This is a genomic window from Cupriavidus sp. 05N39, assembly GCF_056397325.1.
On the sequence record NZ_JBFTNE010000019.1, the window covers coordinates 1 to 19930 of the forward strand.

The 19930-nt window shown below is 66.9% G+C and carries 15 protein-coding genes; 2 read left to right on the plus strand and 13 right to left on the minus strand.

What is annotated here, in order from left to right; genetic code table 11:
• The 12 genes from AC1DN0_RS11685 to AC1DN0_RS11740 all read right to left on the minus strand — a co-directional run.
• The coding region (locus AC1DN0_RS11685; protein WP_477145729.1) for a uracil phosphoribosyltransferase at positions 1-274 on the minus strand (274 nt) is incomplete at its 3' end.
• Positions 275-340: 66 nt separating this feature from the next.
• On the minus strand, positions 341-1663 hold the full coding sequence (locus AC1DN0_RS11690) for a URC4/urg3 family protein (RefSeq protein ID WP_477145730.1): 1323 nt from the start codon (positions 1661-1663) through the stop codon (positions 341-343).
• Entirely contained in the window at positions 1660-2898 is a 1239-nt protein-coding gene (locus AC1DN0_RS11695; protein ID WP_477145731.1) for a GTP cyclohydrolase II, read from the minus strand. The genes AC1DN0_RS11690 and AC1DN0_RS11695 overlap by 4 nt, the downstream gene beginning before the upstream one ends.
• Before the next feature lie 241 nt (positions 2899-3139).
• Positions 3140-4258 carry an acyltransferase family protein gene (locus tag AC1DN0_RS11700; RefSeq protein WP_441634589.1) on the minus strand — a complete coding sequence of 373 codons (1119 nt, stop codon included), beginning with the start codon at positions 4256-4258 and terminating at the stop codon, positions 3140-3142.
• Positions 4259-4569: 311 nt separating this feature from the next.
• Positions 4570-5094: a hypothetical protein gene (locus AC1DN0_RS11705; RefSeq protein WP_441634587.1), complete on the minus strand. Its 525-nt coding sequence runs from the start codon at positions 5092-5094 to the stop codon at positions 4570-4572.
• A gap of 1 nt (position 5095) precedes the next feature.
• Positions 5096-6277: an MGDG synthase family glycosyltransferase gene (locus AC1DN0_RS11710; RefSeq protein WP_477145732.1), complete on the minus strand. Its 1182-nt coding sequence runs from the start codon at positions 6275-6277 to the stop codon at positions 5096-5098.
• Positions 6278-6343: 66 nt separating this feature from the next.
• Entirely contained in the window at positions 6344-7183 is an 840-nt protein-coding gene (locus AC1DN0_RS11715; RefSeq protein WP_441634583.1) for a YfaP family protein, read from the minus strand.
• 70 nt (positions 7184-7253) lie between these two features.
• Positions 7254-8081 (minus strand): YfaP family protein, encoded by an 828-nt coding sequence (locus tag AC1DN0_RS11720; protein ID WP_430869796.1) that lies wholly within the window; start codon positions 8079-8081, stop codon positions 7254-7256.
• On the minus strand, positions 8078-9844 hold the full coding sequence (locus AC1DN0_RS11725; protein WP_477111532.1) for a DUF2300 domain-containing protein: 1767 nt from the start codon (positions 9842-9844) through the stop codon (positions 8078-8080). The genes AC1DN0_RS11720 and AC1DN0_RS11725 overlap by 4 nt, the downstream gene beginning before the upstream one ends.
• Positions 9845-9851: 7 nt before the next feature.
• The gene (locus tag AC1DN0_RS11730) at positions 9852-14591 is read right to left on the minus strand and encodes an alpha-2-macroglobulin family protein (protein WP_441628561.1); all 4740 of its coding nucleotides are present in this window, start codon (positions 14589-14591) and stop codon (positions 9852-9854) included.
• A 17-nt stretch (positions 14592-14608) separates the two neighbouring features.
• Positions 14609-15304 (minus strand): DUF1175 domain-containing protein, encoded by a 696-nt coding sequence (locus AC1DN0_RS11735; protein WP_441628432.1) that lies wholly within the window; start codon positions 15302-15304, stop codon positions 14609-14611.
• Entirely contained in the window at positions 15304-17085 is a 1782-nt protein-coding gene (locus AC1DN0_RS11740) for a DUF2138 family protein (RefSeq protein WP_441628434.1), read from the minus strand. Before AC1DN0_RS11740 ends, AC1DN0_RS11735 begins: the two co-directional genes overlap by 1 nt.
• Positions 17086-17345: 260 nt before the next feature.
• On the opposite strand from AC1DN0_RS11740, the gene AC1DN0_RS11745 reads away from it, so the two are divergent.
• Complete coding sequence (locus AC1DN0_RS11745) at positions 17346-18284, plus strand: amino acid ABC transporter substrate-binding protein (RefSeq protein ID WP_477145733.1); 939 nt, start codon at positions 17346-17348, stop codon at positions 18282-18284.
• Between the two features lie 381 nt (positions 18285-18665).
• Positions 18666-18977 (plus strand): amino acid ABC transporter permease, encoded by a 312-nt coding sequence (locus tag AC1DN0_RS11750; protein ID WP_441628436.1) that lies wholly within the window; start codon positions 18666-18668, stop codon positions 18975-18977.
• A gap of 83 nt (positions 18978-19060) precedes the next feature.
• On the opposite strand, the gene AC1DN0_RS11755 is transcribed toward AC1DN0_RS11750, so the two are convergent.
• On the minus strand, positions 19061-19903 hold the full coding sequence (locus tag AC1DN0_RS11755; RefSeq protein WP_477145734.1) for a hypothetical protein: 843 nt from the start codon (positions 19901-19903) through the stop codon (positions 19061-19063).
• Between the last annotated feature and the right edge of the window lie 27 nt (positions 19904-19930).

A 19930-nucleotide genomic window follows, 5' to 3' on the forward strand; every position in this document is an offset into this window, starting at 1 on the left:
GTATCGATACCAGTATCGATACCAGGCACAGCTTCTTGCCCGACAGCACCGGCGACTGCATGGGCGCGATCGGGGTCTTGATGGMGATSGTYTCCATCGCCAGGTCGCGSGTSGCYTCRTAGGTCAGCARCTGGCTGATCTCGCGCACCAGCCGGCGGAAGTTATCTGTGGTGGTTTCCTCGCTGCGCTCGAGCGTGACCTTGTGCTGCACGAGCGGATGGTCCACCACCAGCACGGACGGAGTGACGGGCGGTACGGCGGAGAGGTCGGTCATGATGCGCTCCTGGAGGGCGGTCGCGAAGAGGTCTTGCTGCGGCTCGGCGCGTGGCTGCGATATCGGTCAGAACACCGTGCCATCGCTATTGATGACGAACGGCGGCGGACCGCCGGGCCTGCGCTTGGCGGCAATGCGCCGTCCCGCGGCCCAGGTGCCGCCTTCCAGCACGCGGGCAAGCGGGAACGCCGCGGCCGACAGGCCAAGCGCCTCGCGCACCGACGCGGCCACAAGGTCCAGCCCCGTCACCGTAAGGGCACGCCACTCCACGATAACCGGCTCGTCGACGGTATGCGCCAAGGCTGCAAATCCGGGATCGCGCGGCACCATCAGTTCGAAATCGAACAGCAGGCCACCATTGCGGTATTCCGGCAAGCCCGTCAGCGCCTCCAGCCCGGTCACGGCCAGGCCGGCATCTTCGAGCGGCTCCAGCAGCGAGTACGTCAGCCACTGCGTCAGCTTGTGGAAAGGCACCAGCCCGTCGGTGCAGGCCGGATGTGGCCAGCAGTCCCCCAACGATATGCCACCGAGGCTGACGCGCCCCGGCCACACGGGCCCGAGCGCTACCAGCAGCGTGGTCAGCACGAAGCCGGCCTCGATCTGGCCGTCGACGGCATGTGCCTTGAGGTAGTCATACAGGTTGCCCAGACGCGCAGGCGTGCCGAACACGGCCGGCGTGGCCTGCGCCACTTCGCCCAACCGGCGCAGCAGGCCGGCACGGCCGTCCAGGCCAACCAGCCGATTGTGCTGTGCCACCTGGAAGGCGGTCGCGATGGAAGGCGCGTCGATCCGCATCAGCCGCTCGGCATCGGAGCGCAGCGGCTGGCCCGGCTGGGCGGAAAAACCACCGCGCGCGAACAAGTCGAAGCTGGCTACGCCAAGCCCCTCGGAACGGGTCAGCAGCAGGTCGCTGGCCGGATCGCGGTAGCGCCAGTCGGGGCCTGCGCCGGCGTCCAGCAATACGCTGGGAATCACCAGATCGATGCCGATGCGGGCGCGCTCCTCGCGGTCAGCCTCGCCGGAAAGCCCGCCGCGTTCGCACAGGATCTGCCAGCGGTCCAGCCTCTCGCCGGGACCGCCGCTTTCAAAGTGGCGCCAGCGGCTGTGGTACGGCACGTTCAGGTCCGGATAACGTTCCCGGATGGTGGTCGCCACATAATCGGCCACCGCCGGAATCCGTTCCGGGTGCCACGTGAACAGCTCTGACGCGCCTGCCGCCACATGGTCCGTCACGGCGGCGCATCGGGTGCGTACCGCCAGGCCGGTCAGCAGCGCCGCGGCCGGATGGCCCGCCGGCACGGGACTGGCCCATCCGCCGCGGCCATCCGCGTCAYTCGTGAACGCACTGGGGGAGCCCTGCGGGCCGCCCGCTTCGGGTATCTCGTTCATTCGTCCAGTCCTCTACCCTTGGCCAGCGCGAGTTCCTCGGCACCGGGCGGGGTATAGCTCGTGAAATAGCCAGCCGCCACCTTGGCGTCGATTTCCACTCGGGCATCGRCCGGGATCAGTGCATCGGGAATCGCTACCTGTTCGACCACCTCGATACCCTGAGCGGTCAGCGCCCCGTGCTTCATATTACTCATCGAAGCCCAGCGATCGATACGCTTGATGCCAAGCCAGTGAAATACATCGGGCATGAGTTCCTGGAAGCGCATGTCCTGCACGCCGGCCACGCACTCCGTACGCGCGAAATACGTCTCGGCCCGGTCGCCGCCGACCTGGCGCTTGCGGGCGTTGTAGACCAGGAACTTCGTCACTTCGCCCAGTGCCCGGCCCTCCTTGCGGTTGTAGACCACCAGGCCCACCCCGCCCTGCTGCGCCATCTCGATGCAAACCTCGATGCCATGCGCCAGGTAGGGCCGGCAGGTACAGATATCGGAGCCGAACACGTCCGAGCCGTTGCACTCGTCGTGCACGCGGCAGGCCACCTTGGTCTCGGGCTTGCCCAGCTTGGCCACATCGCCGAAAAAGTACAGGGTCATGCCACCGATCGGCGGCAGGAACACCTTCAGGTCGGGCCGCGTCACCAGTTCGGGGAACATGCCGCCGGTCTGCTCGAACAGGCTGCGGCGCAGCATGCTCTCCTTGATCTCGAAGCGGCGCGCGAGCGCCGGCAGGTACCAGACCGGGTCGATCGCTGCCTTGGTGACACGTACGTCGCCATTGGCGTGCAGGATCTGGCCGTCAGGCGTGAGGCGGCCGGCTGCAATGGCTCCCGTCAGTTCCGGCATATTGATGTGTGCCCGCGTAATGGCGATCGTCGGCCGGATATCGATACCCGCCGCGATGCGGTCTGCAAAGGCAGTCGAGACCAGATGGCCCCAAGGATCCAGGGAGACGATCTTGTCCGGGTCGCTCCATTGCGGATGGGGCCCGACGATTTCCGCCGGAGAGGTATCGGTGAGATCGGCGCGATGATCCCGCTGCAACTTGCCGGAGGCCACCGCCAGCGCCCGATACACCGCATAGGCGCCGGAGTGGGTGCCAATGACATTGCGTTGGGCCGGATTGGTCACGCTGGCGATCACGGGTCCGCGCTCCGCCGCCGTGGCGGCCCCCCAGTGGATGGGTTCGGCCGGCTTGTCGCGGCGCGCGTGCGAAGTCAGGACAATATGGTCGGACATGGCAGCCTCGGAACAGGAATCCTGACCAAACGGTCAGGTTTGCAATTCCATAGTAGGCAACCTTCGTGCCATATCCCAATGCTAGTTTCTACCCTGTGTTGCATGCCGCACGATGGCGTGCCGCACCATCCGCGTGCGCGCGCCGCCCCGCTGGCCAGTTCATGGTGCACAGGCACCATGCAAAAGAAAAGCGGCACCCAGCCGCTGGGGCGGGGTGCCGCTAGGCTGTGATCGCGAGGGGTCAGGTCGACCGATGCTGCCCGCCCTGCTGCCGCTGGGCCGGTTCCGCGCGCGCCGGCCACAAGGCCATGCGCAATGCGCGTAGCGGGTCGGTACTCTCCACGTAACGGTGGAACACGGTGCCGGCAACGTTGCTCAACAGCCATGCCAGTATCATGCCCAGCGCATTGAGCAGCGGCCGATTCGGTGCAACGTGGAATACCACCGCGTTCACGACCAGGCACACCGGGAAATGCACCAGGAAGACCGAGTAGGAAATGCGCCCGAAAAATGCCAGGCTCGGGGCCTGCGGCCAGCGATCCAGCCACCCTCCGCGCCGCGCAACGGCCAGCAGCAGGGCGATGGATAGCGCCACGGCAATGCGCAGGCGGAAGTCCACGATCAGTGCCGCCAGCACCACTGCGCCCAGCACCAGCAACGCAACCGGCGAACGCTCCGGTGCGGAGGCCCAGAACGCCAGCGTGCCCATGCCATAGGCGCCGAAGAAGTAAATCGCCCAGATATCCCAGGCCGCATCCCGGTTAAACCAGAACAGCGAAGCCACGACCAGCCCCGCCACCACCAGCGGCCCGAGCGGGCTGCCGCCGACATCGAACCATTGCGCGCAGCGGCGCGCCGCCCACAGCGCAACAATCAGCAAGACGAACAGTTGCAGATCGATGGCCACGTACCAGACGCCGGCCGACAACGCGTCGAAGTCGAGCACGTTGTGCAACAGCAGCACATGCGCCAGGAACTGATGCAGGCCGGGGGCCGACGGAATGGAATCGTGATGCATCCAGGTGCGCGCAATGGCGGCACCGGCAATCGCAATCAGGATGGCCACGCTATAGGGCACCACCAGCTTCTGGTAGCGGCGCCAGATCGCCTGCAAGGGATGCGGCACCACCAGATGCCCGCCCGGCGCCAGGCTACGCGCCGCCAGGAAGCCGCTGATGACGAGAAAAGCCTGAACGGCGATACGCGCGTACTGCGAAAACCAGTCAAGGAGGTCGGGAGCCAGCACGTGCGCCGCATCGGACATGGGGCCGTAGAAGGCAAGATGGTGCAGCACGATCAGTTGGGAACTGATCGCCTTGAGAGCGTCAATGCACGCCATGCGCGAAGGACGGGGGCTCATTTGTTATAAGAATGCTACAAAGTACACAAGGGCCGGATTTTACTCCCAAGAAACACGATCGGTACCGAAACGGGCCAGGATGGAGCGTGACGATTTGTTTCAATGAGGCACAATCACCACATCTTTTCAACAAATAGATATCTTAACGTCACATTAATATGGTTTCGGCTTAGAAACCGTGGCCGATGCCTGCCGTCGCTCGCTCCTGCCAGCCTGTCCCGGCCAGGGCGTTCGGTGGACACGCCGCCTTGGCGGAATTTACGCTGCAACGCGGAAGCGGCTTCGGCCTGATTCAATTCGCGCTGCGCCGGCTAGCGGCGCGCCACCCGGCACGACAGCCAGAAAAGCACCGCCGCCGCCGCTAGCGAAACCCAGTAATCCGTCGGCGCGCCGGCCCACCAGTGAATATGCCAGGGCACGAAATCCGGTGAGAAGCGCGCCAGCCCGAACGCCGGGTTCAGCACGAACCACAGGAAGTCCTCGGCGATCCAGAACAGCATGATGCAGGCGATCACGCGCGCTTCGGCTCGCCAGTTCCAGCGTCCACCGTAGACCAGCGGGAAATGGAAGAACAGTGCCACGCAAGGGAACACCCACGCGTGATAACCGGTCATCGGGCGGCCGCCCCAGAAGATCTCCAGCAGCCAGTGATGTTCGACGCGCCAGGTGGGCAGGTTTGCCGCCCAGCCCGCGGCGCCTTCGATCTGGATCTCCACATTGGCGAAGAAATACGCCAATAGCAGCGTCCAGGCAACGGTAAGCATCAGCACCAGTGGATGCCGCGACGGACAGGACTGCGCGCGCTGGTGCGAAGCCGAGAGATTTAGGGCGCGCATCTCAGCGTCCCGCCTGCGCCACACCCGCAGCCTGCCCGGTCAGTTGGCCGCACCGTTCCAGGTGCCCCAGCACGGTTCCCAGCACGCGGCGCGCCGCCGCCGGTTGCCCCAGCGCGCGGGCGCGCACGCGCATCTGATCGAGCCGCGCCGGCTCCGCCAGCAATAGCCGGACACGATATTCGAGCGACACGAGATCGACTGCCTTGAGCGCAGCGCCCTGCTCCAGCAGGTAATCGGCGTTGCGCTCCTCCTGGCCGGGGATGGGCGCATTGACCACCATCGGCACACCCATCGTCAGGCATTCGGATGTGGTCAGGCCACCGGGCTTGGTGATGACCAGGTCGGAGCACGCCATCAGGCGCTCCACTTCGTTGGTGAAGCCAAAGGGGAAGAGCCGGGAGGTATGCGCGCAAGCCAGTGTCTTGAGCCGCGCCAGCGCCGTCTCATTGCGCCCGGCGAGCACGATCAGCTGGAAATCGTGATCGAGCCGTATCAGTGCATCGGCCACTTCGTCAAGGCCTCCCAGCCCTGCCCCGCCCCCCATCAGCATGATCGTGCGCCGGGCCGCATCGAGCCCGAAGTGCCGCGCGCAAGCCTGGCGATCCTGCGGGTGGGAAAAAGCCGGCACCACCGGGATGCCGGTGGTATGGATGCGGCCGGCCTCGATGCGATTGGCCCGCATGCGAAAGGCGATTTCCTCGCTGGCGGCGAAATAGCCCGTCATATTGGGAATCACCCACATGCCGTGCAGATCGAAATCGGTCACCTGCACCCACACCGGCACCGCCAGCCGCAGCCGGCGTACCTCATGCATCAGGATCTCCGCGGGCAGGAAATGCGTGCAGACGATGGCATCCGGCGCAAATTCATCGATCGCGCGGCGAAGCGCGCGCGTGCTCAGTCGCTCGGCGGCGCGCCGCAGCTTCTGCATCGGCGCGGCCGGGTCGGCCTCGGAGGTTCTCTGGTACAGCATGCCCCACAAGGCCGGATAGCTATTGACCAGCTTGATGTAGAAATCGGTGTAGAGCTTGCGGAAGGTCGCCGGGACGTACTCCATGACATCGAGGTGCAACGTCTGCACGCCCGGAAATTCGGCTTCGGCGGTGAGGCGAAGCGCTTCGGCGGCGCGCATGTGGCCGGCGCCGGCGGAAACGCTGAGGAACAGGATCTTCTGCTGCGACATGGCGATTGGGGTTTCCAGGAAATATCCGGGCTGGCCGGGAATGCCAGGCTTGCGCCCGCAGTGGGATCACTTCATGACAAAGGACTTGATCAGGGTCAGTTCGCCGGCCTTGCGCATTGGCACGAGGAACACCTGCTGCTTTTCGTTGGGGGTGTTCTCATCGGTGATCAACGCGACTTGCGCCACGGTGATGGCCTCCGGGCCGGCGCCGCTGCCGTAGTAGTTGACGTAGACCAGATAGGTGCCGGGCGGCGGCGCGGCGATGGAATAGATCTCGGGCCCGTAACCTGTGGTGACATCGACGTCGAGCGCGCCGCCATTGGTGGCCACGCGATTTGCATAGAACGTGTGCTGGCCATCAGGCGCCACCACGTGCAGGTCCAGGTCGGTCTGATCGCTATCCCAGGACAGCACCACGCGCAGACGCGGGCGTGTCTTGCCCTGGTAGCCGTCGTAGAACTGCACGCGCTTGCTGGCGCCCTGCGCGCTGCGGATTTCCACGCTGTTGCTGCCACCGGAGAAGGCATACGGCCGCGAAAAGCGGCCATCTTCCTCGACCCGTTGCGGCATGGCCACGCCGTTGACCACCAGGGTAGCAACCGGCGCGCCGGTGCGGCGCTCGCGCCCGCCCGGCGACGGGCTCGTGGCCTCGCCCTCAGGCTTCGGCGCTGAACGGATACGCCCGGCGATCATCGCGCTGGCGGCCTGTCCCGCCCGCGTGGAAACCGCCACCGCGGGGTAGTGGACTTCCTGCGTATAGGCCGAGGCCGCGGTGTCTCCGGCGGAGTTGCGCCAGCCGTTGCGCGGCGTGGTGAACTCGATGGCATCGTCCGCGCGCGCGGCCCCCGCCAGCAGCAGCGCCGGCAGGGTCAGGCTGAAAATGGCTAACTTCGGCAAACGCTGCATATCCATGCTTCCTTACTGACGTTCTTTGCGGCTGTTTTTCCGCATTTACTGACCGCGTGCCCGCTACTGCTCAGAACCGCACCGATTTCATCAGCGCCAGCTCGCCCAGCTTGCGCAGCGGCACCACGAGCGTCTCACGCTTTTCGTTGAGCGTGTTCTCGTTGTAGATCAGCGTGAGCTTGGCGGTGATCAGGTCGCGCTCGTTCGCGCCTTTCTCGAAGTTGTAGCCGGCGGCGTTGAAATTGCCCCAGTAGTTCACATAGAACAACCACACGCCAGGACGCGGCGCCGCGCTCGAAAATATCTCCGGTCCCGCGCCGTCCACACTGTCCACGTCCAGCCCGCCCCCCTCCGGCAACAGCGGGCTGGCAAAGAATGCATGGCCGCCATCCGGCGAAATCACATGCAGGTCGACCTCGGCCTTGGGATCGTCCCAGGTCAGCACGGCGCGCAGCTTGGCCTGGGTCTTGGTGGCATCGGCCTCGTAGAACTGCAAGCGCTGGCGCGAAGCGCCGTCGGCGGACACGATTTCCACGCTGTTGGAGCCGCGGCCGAAGGCCCAGGGCCGCGCGAAGCGCCCCTGCTCGTCGGTATATAGCGGCATGGCGGTCCCGTTGACGACCAGGGTGGGCGGCTTGCGGTCGGCCTTGCCGACTTTGCGCAGGCGCCCCTCGATCAGGGTGCGGTACTTTTGCGCGCCCCGGTCCACCGGCGGCTTGGGATAGGCGGCGGTGTAGCGTTCGAGTTCGCTGGACAGGCCACCGTGGCGCCAGCCGCCGACCGGACCTTCGAGATCGGCGACCGGCTCGGCCGCCACGGCCAGCGGTGCTGCGGCACAGGCCAGGGCCAGCGCGCCACAGCGCCAGTTGCGGATGCGTTTGCGGGTGGGTTTCATCATGGATTCTGCGTACGTACCAACTTGCGCGCCAGGGCTTCGACAAAGCCTTCGTCCTGCCCGCGAGGGTGGCGGGCGAACGCAAGGTGGAGATATTCGTGGGCCAGCGCAACACGATCGTCCTCACTGGCAAGCCGGTGGACATAGAGACGGTTACGGCGGGCATCGGCATAAGGGCGCCCTTCGCGGACTTCGCACACGGCAGGCAGCGGCGGGGTTTCGTAGCCCGGCTCCGCCGCGAGCCGGCGCTCCCACTGGGGCGCGCGCTGGGCCAACCATTGCCGCGCATTGGCCACCGCCAGGCAATCTCCGGCCACCGGGCTCTGGAACGAGGTCAGCGTGGCCTGTGGCCACCAGCGTGCCAGGATGGCGTCGAATGCCTGGCCCTGCCCGGCAGCGCGCCGGGCCTCCAGCCAGGCCATGCGCCCCGGGCCGCCCGCATCATGGTGGTAGCGCACCGCGACGCCGGACAGCACCAGCGCATCGGTCAGGTCGGCGGCGGCGCGCGCCGCCGCGGTGGGCGCGCGCGGCAGCACGCGCTGGGTGCGGCTGCTGTCGGCGATATGGAAGCAGCCTTGCTCGCGCGTGGCCTGCTGGATCAGGTAGCTGCGCGCGGCCACCGCCAGCGCGCGGGCGGCCTCGGGCTCGGTGGTGTCGCCCTCGCGCTCGACCACCCGCGCCACATAGTCGTTGAGCCCGAAGCGGCCCAGCACGCGCGGTGCGGCACCAGGCGTGCGCATCAGCGTCAGCTCGCCCCGGCTTTCGACGCGCAGGCTGTTGCCGTTGGTGAATTCGGCGCGGAAGGTGCCGTTGAGCGGGCCATCCGGCGGGGCCTGCCGCTTTGCCCCGGCGCCAACGGCTTGCAGATCGCGCAGCGGATAACGCTCGAACATGTCGACCAGCACGCAAGCGCCGTCATCGGGCACCGGCACGGATGCCAGCAGCGGCTGCAGGCGAGGCGCGGCACGGCGCAGCACGTTGGCGCTGGCGCCGGAGCCGCCCAGCCAGACCGGGCTGCCATCGGCCAGCCAGCCAGCGGCACCGCCGATGGACGCGCCCGGCCGCGCGGGATCGGGCATGGTCCAGGTCTTGGCGCGCAGCAGGCTGCCATAGGTGGCCAGCGTGCCTTCCCCGCGTCCCACGGTCAGCACGGAGACCAGGGTGGCGGCGGCGGCCTGCTGCGCGGCCGGCGGGACCGCATGCAGCCCGGCCAGCAGATCGGCCACGGTCACCTTGCGCTCGGGCTGCATCGCCTGCATGTCCTGCAGCCATGCCGGCGCACCGGCCTCCTTCCAGAAACGGCGCCAGTCAGTACCGGACAAACCCAGCCGGCGTGGTTCGAAATAGCGTCCGCAGGACTGGATCAGCGCGCGTTCGCGATCGATGCTCTGCCCGGGCGTGCAGCAGTAAGCCTCCTCCGGATCGCCGCCGCGGCAGATGTAATCGTCCGAAGGCTTGTCGCGGCCCACCAGGTAGCTGTAAACGAACAGCTTCCACACGCTRCCCAGCGGCGCCTGCAAGCTCGCGGACAGCGGCGCGGGCGCTGCTGCGGCGTTGCCGTCGAGATGGAACAACTGGGCCTCGGCGCCGGCGAGGCGCGCGAAACGCAGGGGCTCGCCCGCGCCGGGGCGGGCGGATGCCAGCGCTGCGGCCAGCGCTGTCCCGGCGCACGCCGCGCCCAGCGCGACGAGTGCCGCCACGCGCCACCCCCGGCGGCACGCCGCATAAGCAGCCCGGGCCATCGCCTTGCGCACCGCCCCGCTCATGCCGGCCTCACTCCACCGTCAGGGGGAAGCCGGCCGTCTTGCCGTCGCCTTGCAGGGCCTTGGCATCCGGCTGGTACATGCGGAAATAGCGCACCGGCGGCAGGTTGAACTTGCCCGGCAGCGAGAAGCGCACCAACTGGCGCAGCACCACCGGGCGCTCGAGCGAGACCACCGGCTGGTGATAGGACAGCATGCCCATCTCGTAGGTGACCGCGCGCTGGAACGGCTGCAGGCCCGTGGCCTTGTTGTCCGGATCCGGCAGCCCCTCGATGCGCAGGCCCCAGGTCGTGCCTTCGACCTCGCCGCCCGGCGGCAGCGGCGCCTCTACCAGGCCGTAGCGGAACGTGCCCTGGCGCGGGCTCAGCACGATCTCATCGACATAGAGCGTATTGCTGTCGAGTTTGTAGCCCGGCTTGACCGGCTTGGCCGAGAACGCCAGGCCAGCCGTACCCGCGGCGGCTGCCTCGGCTTGCTTGCCCTCTTTCGCGGCGCCATCGCTGGTGGGTACCAGGCGATAGAGCTTGCGTTCGATGCCGACAGGCAAGCGCGAGGCCTCCTGGGCACGGCTGCGGTAGGACAGCACCGCATTCGTATTGAACGATTGCGACGCCGCTTCCATGTTCTGCGGCACGGTGAGGGCCAGCGTCTCGGGCAGTTGCGGCCCGTTCCAGCGCCATTCCGGCAGGCCTAGCTGGCTACGCGCGGCCTTCCAGTTGCCCTGCGGCACGCGCAGCGCGGGATCGCCTTCGCCGGCCAGGCCACGGCCCAGGCCGCCGCCAAGGGCCTTGTTGAGCCAGACCAGCGTCACCGCCCGGTCGATGGTGGGCGAGGCGGCGCCCGCGCGCGCCAGCAGCGCCTGCACGTCGGAGGTGGCTGCGCCCTTGCCGGCCATCAGAAGCAGGCTCTGCACCAGCGGCGACGGGTCGTTAGCCAGTGCCTGGCGCGCGGCGTCCGCGGCGCCGGCGAGGCCTTCCGGCATCGGCTGGCCGATCTGCCTGTAAAGCTGCGCCGCCAGCACCGCCGCCACACGGCGGCCTTGCAGCGAATCCGGCGCGGCGAACACCAGGCTTTCGCCCGCCGCGGCACCGGGCACATCGGCACCGGGACGCGCCAGCTCACCGGCCAAACCGCCGAGCTGCGTGGCGACCGGCAGGCCCATCTCGTTGATGAACCAGAGGGCTAGCGTGCGATGCAGCAGCGGCTCCTTCATGGCCTGCTTGTAGGCTTCCAGCGTGCGCTTCCAGTGATCGGGCGGCAGGCTGATGCCCACGGCACGCGTTGCCAGCCAGTCGGCGTAGTAGGCATAGGCCGTCAGCAGCCCGCTATTGCCCACCGTATCGCCCCACCAGCCAAACTGGCCATTGACGCCGGCCAGCAGCGCCAGGCGCTGGCGCTGGGTGCGCAGCAGCGCGTCGATGCCCTGCGTGCCGCCGCCGGTGTCGGCACCAGTGGCCGCAAGGCTGCGCTGCGCCAAAGCCAGCGGGATCAGCCGGCTGGCCGTCTGCTCGGTGCAGCCGTAGGGATAGGCCAGCAGATCGTCGGCCACGCGGGCGAACTGGCTGGCGGCGCCATCCACGAAGCGCAGGCGCACATCCTGCGCATCCGCCGGCAGCTTGAACGCGGCGTTGGCGCCGGCCAGCGGCAACGTCAGCTCTCGCTGCGAGAGCCAGCCAGTGGGCTCGACCGTGAGCGTCGTCTGCAAGCGATCCACCGTCTTGCCCTGCACCTTGATCTCGGCATTGACCACGCCGCTCTGCAAGGCGCTTTGCGAGACCGGCAGGCGCACGTAGTTGGCGCCACGCTTGAGCGCCACGCTCTGGTTGACGTTCAGGCCGGCGCCGATCACCACGAGATCCGCCGCCACTTCCTGCTCGCCCTGGTTGAAGGCCACCATGTCGATGCGCGGGGCGTCCTCGGCACGGTAGCGCTGCGGCCCGGTCCACTTCAGATACAGGCCCTTGTCGGAACGGATGCTGGCGGTGCGCTGCCCGACCATGCCATCGCCCGACATGGCACGCACCGTGACGCGCCAGCGGGTCAGCGAATCGGGCATGGTGAAGCTCATGCGCGTCCGCCCGTCGGCGCCGGTACGCAGGTTGGCCTCCCACGCAGCAGTGTCCTTCTCATCGCGGCGCGGGCGTTCCAGCACCTTCACGCCGCGCTCGTTGTAGCGGCCCCGCTCCGGCCCGCCAGCACCCGGCTGGGCCGAGACGGCAAGGTCGTAGCCGATGAAATTCAGGCTGGACGTGGTGCGCACGCTGTTGCGGCGTGGATGGTAGAAAAAGTCGACAATGCTCGGCGCGATCTCCGGCTGCAGCACATAGACCATCTCGTCGACCACGCTGACGGTGAGATTGGCCGGCACGGGCTTGCCGTTAAAGGCGCTCGTCAGGTCCAGCGTGACTGTGTCGCCAGGGGCATAGACAGGCTTTTCGCTCCTGACCGTCAGTTCGATGGTCGGCTGCACCACGGCAATGCCGGCGTTCTGGAACACATAATCGCCGTCCTTCACGTACAGCACCGAGAACGTCATGTTGGGGCTGAAATCGTTGCCCACCTTGATGCGTGCGCGCCACTGCCTGTCGGTGACCTTCTCCAGCGAGAGCCAGTCGCCGCCCATGGAAAGCAGGCCGCGCCGCTCCACCCGGTCGCGCTCCAGCGTCAGCAAGGCGTCATCCACGGCGAGCGGGAACGTCACCAGCGCCTCGGCGGTGTCGCCGATGCGGTAGCGGTCGCGATCGAACACGATCTCGATATTGCCCGGCACGGTCTGCAGGCCCTCGCCCGCCACCCAGTGGCTGGCGGCGGCCAGCAGATTGCCGGCGCCATCCTTGACGGAGAGCGTGTACGACCCCGGCTGCTCGAACTTGACCGGGAACGCCAGTGCACCGTTTGCGGCGGCGCCGAGCGCGCCTTCGCTGCGGGTGCGCGACTCGAGCCGCACCAGCTCCCATTTGGCGGGGGCCTGCGCCGGTGCCTGACCGGTAGCCGCGAGCGCCTGCAACTGGAAGGTCACGCTCTGGCCGGGGTTGGTGAAATTGGCGGGCGCGGTCAGCTTGTACGGCGTGGCGCCGCGCGCGATCAGCAGTTCGCGCGTGACCTTGACCCGATAGGCCGCACCGTCGTTGGCAAACACCGTGACCACATAACGGCTCGGATCCTTGGCCGCGGGCAGGGTCAGCGCGGCATTGCCGCTGCCGTCGGTGGTCAGTTCCTGTTGCTCCAGCTTGACCGGGAACAGGCCGGCATACTGCAGCTCGCCCTCCACCATCGTCACCTGCTGCGCGCGCAGGCTGACAGACAGCCTGGCATCCTTGACGGGCTTGCCGTCCGGATAGCGCAACTGGATCTTGCCCTTGACCGCCTCGCCAGTTGCGTAGTCGGCCTTGTCCAGTGCGAGATTGACGTCGAAATGCGGCTTGATGTATTCCGCCACGCGGAAAGCGCCGCCGTAGGTATTGCCGCCGTAGTCGAAGCGCAGCGTATAGCCGCCGGCTAGTGCATTGGCCGGCAGCGTGAAGCGCGCATCGGCGCCATTGTCGGCCGCCAGCGCGGTACCGACCGAAGCCAGTGGCGCGCCATTGGGGTCCAGGACCTCCAGCTTGATATCACCCGCCGCGGCCGGCCCCGATTCGGTGGCGTTGCGGAAATTGCGGCCGATGAACTTGACCCGGACCTCGTCGCCGGGGCGGTATAGCGGCCGGTCGGTGAAGGCGTACAGCTTGGTGTTGAAGATCTCGCTGTCGTAGTAGAAGTTTTCCGAGATAAAGGCACCGCCGGCCGGGTCCACGCCCAGCAGGTAGCTGCGTTCCGGGCTGGTATGGGCCAGTTCCGCCGCACCGTCGGCGCCGGTGGTCGCGCTCTGCAGCACGCCCAGGCCATCGGTCCAGGACAGGCTGGCGCCGGCAACGGGACGCCCGCTCTTGCGGTGCGCGGCCCAGACCAGCATGCCGTTGCCCGTGCTCTTGGTAATGGCCACGGTGTCGGAGACGAACAGCAGCGTATGGGCACGGTAAGTGCCGATAATGGCTTCGACGATATACAGGCCCGGTTTGAGTTTGCCCAGCGGCACCATGACATTGCCGACGTCGCGCGGCAGGAATTCGCTGCTGCTGCCTTCGAGCTTGACGTCCTTCGGCGGCTGGATCTCCCTGGCATCCCAGATCGGGTAGCGGAAACGCTCGACCACGTCATAGCCCTTGAGCGGCTCATACTGCGGATTGTTCTCGAAGCGGGTGGGCTGGGAGATCTGGTCGCCCATGCTGAACTGCGGGGATTCCTCCACCGCCTTGCTGCGGGTGGCGAACGACAGCACGCGCTGCCATGCGCGGCGCGCCTGCTTGTACCAGCTATCCCAGAGGTAGGACAGGGTATTGGCCAGCCCTTCTCCACGGTAATTCGCCTTGACGTCGATGCGGTGGAGGTTCTTTTGCGCCTTCAGGAAGGCAATCGGGTCCGCGACCCGGTACACCAGGACATCGGCGCCACCGTAGCGTTGCAGCTCACTCTTGTATTCGCGCCCCGGCGCTTCCAGCCGTACCTGCGCGGTCTGGTCACTGCCGAAACTGGCGTCCGACAGCAGGAAGAACGGCTGCCCCTGGAAGGCACTGTAGCCGCTGGACGGCACCGTATCGAGCGTGACGCCGGGCTGCCCGGCGGCGGCGGCCGCGTGGGCGCAGGCCAGCAGGGCAAGCGCCAGCAGCATGCGGGCAATCACGGAATTCAGGAACGCGCTCGCGCGCATCATGACGACAGGCATCGTCTTTACCTCGACAAAAAGGCGAAACGGAATACGCCGATGAAATTGGGATTGCCGTCCTGCGGCTGCCAGCGCGAATCGTTCCATTGCATCAGACGGGAAAGGGTGACGGCACGCAGGCCGTTATCGGTACTGGTCACGGTGCCGGTGTGGTAGGCCAGGTACTGGCCCATCCAGATCATCAGGTGCTGTTCGTCGCCCTGGTCGTAGAAAAGCAGGTCGCCGGGCTGGGCCAGGTTGACGTTCCGGGCAACGAAGCGGCTATTGCCCTGCACCAGCGCAAGGGCCGAGGCATAAGCCCCTGTACTGCCGTCGGCGCGGGTCCAGCGCTGGCCAAGCGTTCGCTGGCCCGGGCTCAGGCTCAGCTCAGGCGGCAGCTGGCGTGCCGAAGCACCGCCTTGCATGCCGTTGGCACGCAGCCAGCGTGCGTCATGCACCTTGAGCGCCTCGCCCACGGCAAAGCGCACCAGACCCGCGCAATCGCGCTGGTACCAGCGCGGGGTCGGGCCCTGGCGCAATTGCTCGCCGACGATGCGTACGAACCATGCGCGAAACGCCGCCGACTGCGTGACATCGAGCGAGTCCGCCCCGGGCGTGCCGGCATCCAGACCCGACAAGGCCCAGGCGCGGCCGCTGCCAGCCAGCGGCAAGCCAGCCACCAGCGCCGCCAGCATTGCGCGGCGGCCTCGGCTTACAGCCATCACTGCGCGGCCTCTTGCGCCGACGGGGTCGCCAACGGTGCCGCAGCCAGCACGCCGCGCGGCGGCAAGCCTGCCTGTTGCCAGTTCACCTGCACCCACCCACGTCCGGACGGCAGGCTGTCGGCCAGCACCAATGACACCGCCGGGTAGGTCGCCAGCGCCTTCAGCTTGGGGAACAGGTGCGCGCGCGCCGCGTTCAGGAACAAGGCCTCCTGGTCCGCGGGCAATGCCTTCGTGGCCTCGCGCCGCACCAGGGGCGCCAGCGCCGAAGGGGTGAAGCTCAGCACGGTGCGAGCCTGCTGGCCACGCTGCATGGTGTCGGCCGCCGCCGGAAAGCGCTTGCCCTGCACCGCCAGCGCATCGTCGACCAGCGCGCCATCAGGCGAGAACAGCACGATATTGCCAGCCAGCGCCAGCGTCACGGGGAAATAGGCGCCCGCCGACAACTGGGCCGCGAACGGCGCACCCTTGGCCTCGCGCGTGCCGTAGGGCGAGCTGACCGCGCGCGACCAGAGCACGGCCCCGCCAGCGCCCTCGCGGTTCTGCACCGGCAGCCGCGCGTACGCGCCCTTCTCGCCACCGGCATTGGGCTCGTAGGCGCCGATCACCTGCCCGAACAGACTCGCCAGTACCGGGCGCAACGTGGCGGCGGCGTCAGCCGACTTGATCCGCGCGACGAACAGAGGCGCCACCAGCGCCGACTTGCTGTACCAGCACACCGCGGCCGGGCCGTCGAAGGCCTGCCCCACCTGCGTTGCCAGTTCCTCCTTGCCGTCACTGACCTTTTGCAACATCTTGCCGGCGGCCTGCCAGTCGACCGGCAGCGTGGCGCAAGCGGCGGGGTCGGCCGGCAAGGCCTTCCAGAGTTCGGCCGTGTTCCACTGGCCGGGCAGGCGCGCGCCATCTACCAGCACCGCGCTGCGCCAGACGACATCGTCGGCTCCAGCCTTGGGGTCGGCGCCGGCAAGATCGAAGCGCAGCGCTTCGATGCCTGGAAAGAAGGCCTGGTAGCCAAACGAGAGGTAGTTCGCCCCCACCACCACACGGTGGCCCTTGGACGGACCCTTGGCGGCATCCAGTGCGAACGATTGCAGCGGGGCCTCGCGGGCGCCGGCGTCGTCGGACAGCCAGGCGGCCACTGCCTTGGCGCGGGCCGCAATCGGTTTGCTCTCGGCGTCGAGCAACATGCCTGCTTCGGACAGGATCACCAGCCGGTCGCCCTTGCCCGCCAGCAGCAGGCTGCGCGCCGGCCCGACCCGCAGCGCGTACAGCGGCGTGCCGTCGATTTCGCCGGCGCGGCTCAGTTGCGTGTCGGCCGGGGCGATGGTGCCCAGAGTCTGCAGCACCTTGGCCAGCCCGTTGCGCTCCATCGACAGCGCCCAATAGCGCAAGGTGCCATCGGCGCCGCGCCACGCCATGAGCCGGCCCGGTTCGTCGAACACGCGCTTGAGCAATGCGTCGCTCCAGTCCAGCTCGTGTTCGAAGGCTATGCGGCGCAAGGCGCCGGCAGCGGACAGACGGCCTTCATTGTCTTCGTAGTAATTGACGAAATCTTCGGTGAGCACGTCCCGCAACAGCGGCACGCGCAGCATGTCGCGCGGCAGGCTGGACAGGCTTTCGCTGTCGGCCAGCGCGTCCGGGCGGTTGAAATCAAGCTCAAGCTGGCGCGGCTGCCCCTTCCAGGCGCGGCCGAACGGGTGCCAGACCAGTTGCACCGCGACACCCGCGGCTACTGCCAGCGCAACAGCACCCAGCGCGATCTTCTTGCGCGAAATAGTCATGATTCCCTTCGCTATCGTGATCACTGCACGTCACAGACGCAGCGAACCCGGTAGCGTACCGCGCRCATCCAGTCCGCCGCAACCCGACGAACGTGAAATTTTGTGAAACCGCGCCGGGCGCTGCGCGCGCCGGGAAACCGCTCATCCGCGGCATCGCATTGCCTCTGGCTAATCCCCGGCGGATATTTGCTAATGACGAAGATGTACTTTGCCTAGCAAGGCCTCGGGCGTAGCCTTGCGGTTTTTGAAATATTCGACATATGTTTCCGTTTTCCACTTTGACCAGCGCCGGCGCATCGCGCGCCTCGCACCTGCTGGTCAAGCTAGTCTTCGCCGCGGCGGCCGCGCTGTCGTTCTCCGCCCCTCAGGCAGCCCAGGCGCAAAGCCCGGTACTGGACAAGATTCGCAATACCGGCACGATCGTGCTTGGCTACCGGGAATCGGCCCTGCCGTTCTCCTTCGCCGACGACAAGGGCGAGCCTGCGGGCTACGCGGTGGACTTGTGCCTGCGCGCCGCCGAAGCCGCGCGCGTGAAGCTTGGGCTGAAGACGATCAAGGTGCGATGGATGCCGCTCACGCCGCAGAACYGCATCCCGGCCGTGGTCAACGGGCTGGTGGATCTGGATTGCGCGCCCAATACAAATTCGCTGGAGCGCCAGAAGCAGGTAGCTTTCAGCGTCTCCCATTACATCTCCACGGTACGCATGCTGGTGCGCGCGGACTCCGGCATCCAGTCATTCGATGACCTGCGCGGCAAGAACGTGGTAACGAGCGCCGGCTCCACCGGCGACCGCCACGTGCGCCGCCTGAAGAGCCAGTATGGTTACCACGACATCTACGCCAAGGATCATGGCGAGTCCTTCCTGCTGCTGGAATCCGGCCGCGCCCAGGCGTTTGTGATGGACGACGTGTTGCTGTCGGGGCTGCGCGCCCGCGCCAAGGACCCGTCGCAGTTCGTAATCGTGGGTCCCGCCCTGTCGGTCGAGCAGAATGCGTTGATGATGTCCAGGGCGGACCCGGAATGGAAGCAACTCGTCGACCAGACCCTCGCGTCGGTATTCGCGGGCCCGCAGGTCGTCGCCTTGCAGAAGCAATGGTTCCAGCAGCCGATCGGCGCGCGCAATATCAATCTTGCACTGGCGCCGAGCACGCAGGTGCGGGATGCATGGAAACACCCTTCGGACGTCGCCACGGAATAAATCCTGACGACGCATCGGAAGCCTCCGCGGCCGCCAGGCTCCCGGGGGCTTTTTTTTCGCAAGCGTCAGCGTGCGCCGGGCGCCCAACGGAGCCGAACTCGCAGCACTGCGCGCCGACAGCCGCCAAAGTGCTCAACAATTCATATTCAGCATTAACCGTCAAGCAAGTCTTGCCGACAAAGGCAATAGCGGCTTTCCATAAGTCAGCACAAAGCTGTGCATTTCACAATACAGCACGTGTTGACAGCCGGGCGAAATGTTGGCGACACTGGGACCAGGCGGACAAACCCGGCATGGTGCCTGGCCCTTGGCAAGGCCACCTTCCCCCGTCAGTTTCCGCGTATTCGAACCGCCGGAAGGCGGCATTTTCCAGGAGAAAACATGAATAAGTTCGTCGCGACAGCCATCGCGCTGTGCATTGGCGCCGTCTCCGTGGCTGCCCAGGCGCAATCCACCGGCAAGAAACAATTCGACCCGTATAGCCAGGGCGCCAAGTCGGGCGAGAAGTTCGACCCGTACAGCCAGGGTGCCAAGTCCGGTGACAAGTTCGACCCGTATTCCCAGGGCGCGAACAAGAGCACCCGCACGGACCTGACCGACGCCTCGGCGCCGGAGGCCAAGAAGCCGGCCAAGAAGACCAAGAGCAATAGCAAGAGCAAGAAGCCCGCTGCATCGGCCGCAGCCGCCAGCTGACCGGCAAGGCGCGCCGGAACCCGGCGCTCGCCAGCAAAAAGCCCGCCGATCCTGGCGGGCTTTTTGTCTTGCGCGTCCGTGCGCTATCGCGTGGGGGGAACGTCAGGTGCTGTCGTGTCCAACTCCATCGCCGTGACGTCGATACGCTGTACCTTATCCTGCTGGCGGATCTCCGTACGCAGCACGAATGCCTCGGCAGGGCAATACCAGTCCGTTACGTGCATGACGGTGGGCTCGACCTGCACCACCTCCTCTCCCACCATCAGCGGCCCCRGCGAGGTCCGCTTTTCGTAGGTGATGGGCATGCACTCCTTGCGCCCCAGCACGGTATCGATCATCTGGCGCTTGCCCACATGGCGGGAGCTGACACTGATCGAGGCGTACAGCGCGCGCATGCTTCCCACGACCTCATCCGCGCCCAGCGGAAATATCTGCAGCGATACGCTGGACTCGAACGCCTCGCCCTCGATGGTGCTGCCCTCGTGGATATCCATGCCCGCATAGCTGAACACACCCTGGCCCCTGAAGGCGGCCTCGCCATACATGCGCGCATAGCGCCCCTGCGCGTTGATGACGGCATGCTCGCTCTCAATGCTGCTCCTGGCGGTAGCGGAACGGCGGTCGATATTGACCATGTGGACCTGGTTCATGATGACCGGCGGCCCCATCAGCGCGGACAATGCCGACTTGGAACGCACCTCGAGTTGCGCCCGGCATCCTGTCGGGCTCTTGGTGGTGCGCCGCAATGTCATGGTGACCGACATGGGCATGGCGCCATCGCCCTCCATCTGCACCCGTGAACCGGAACGGAACCAGGGCGCATCGCAAAGCACGGCAAGGGGTCGCAACGGCGCACTATCGGCCGGGGCCGCGGCGGCCACTGAGGTGGTCTGCGCCTGCGCAGGATTACCCGCTGCCAGCCACACAACTCCGGCAACCGCCGCAGCCTTTGC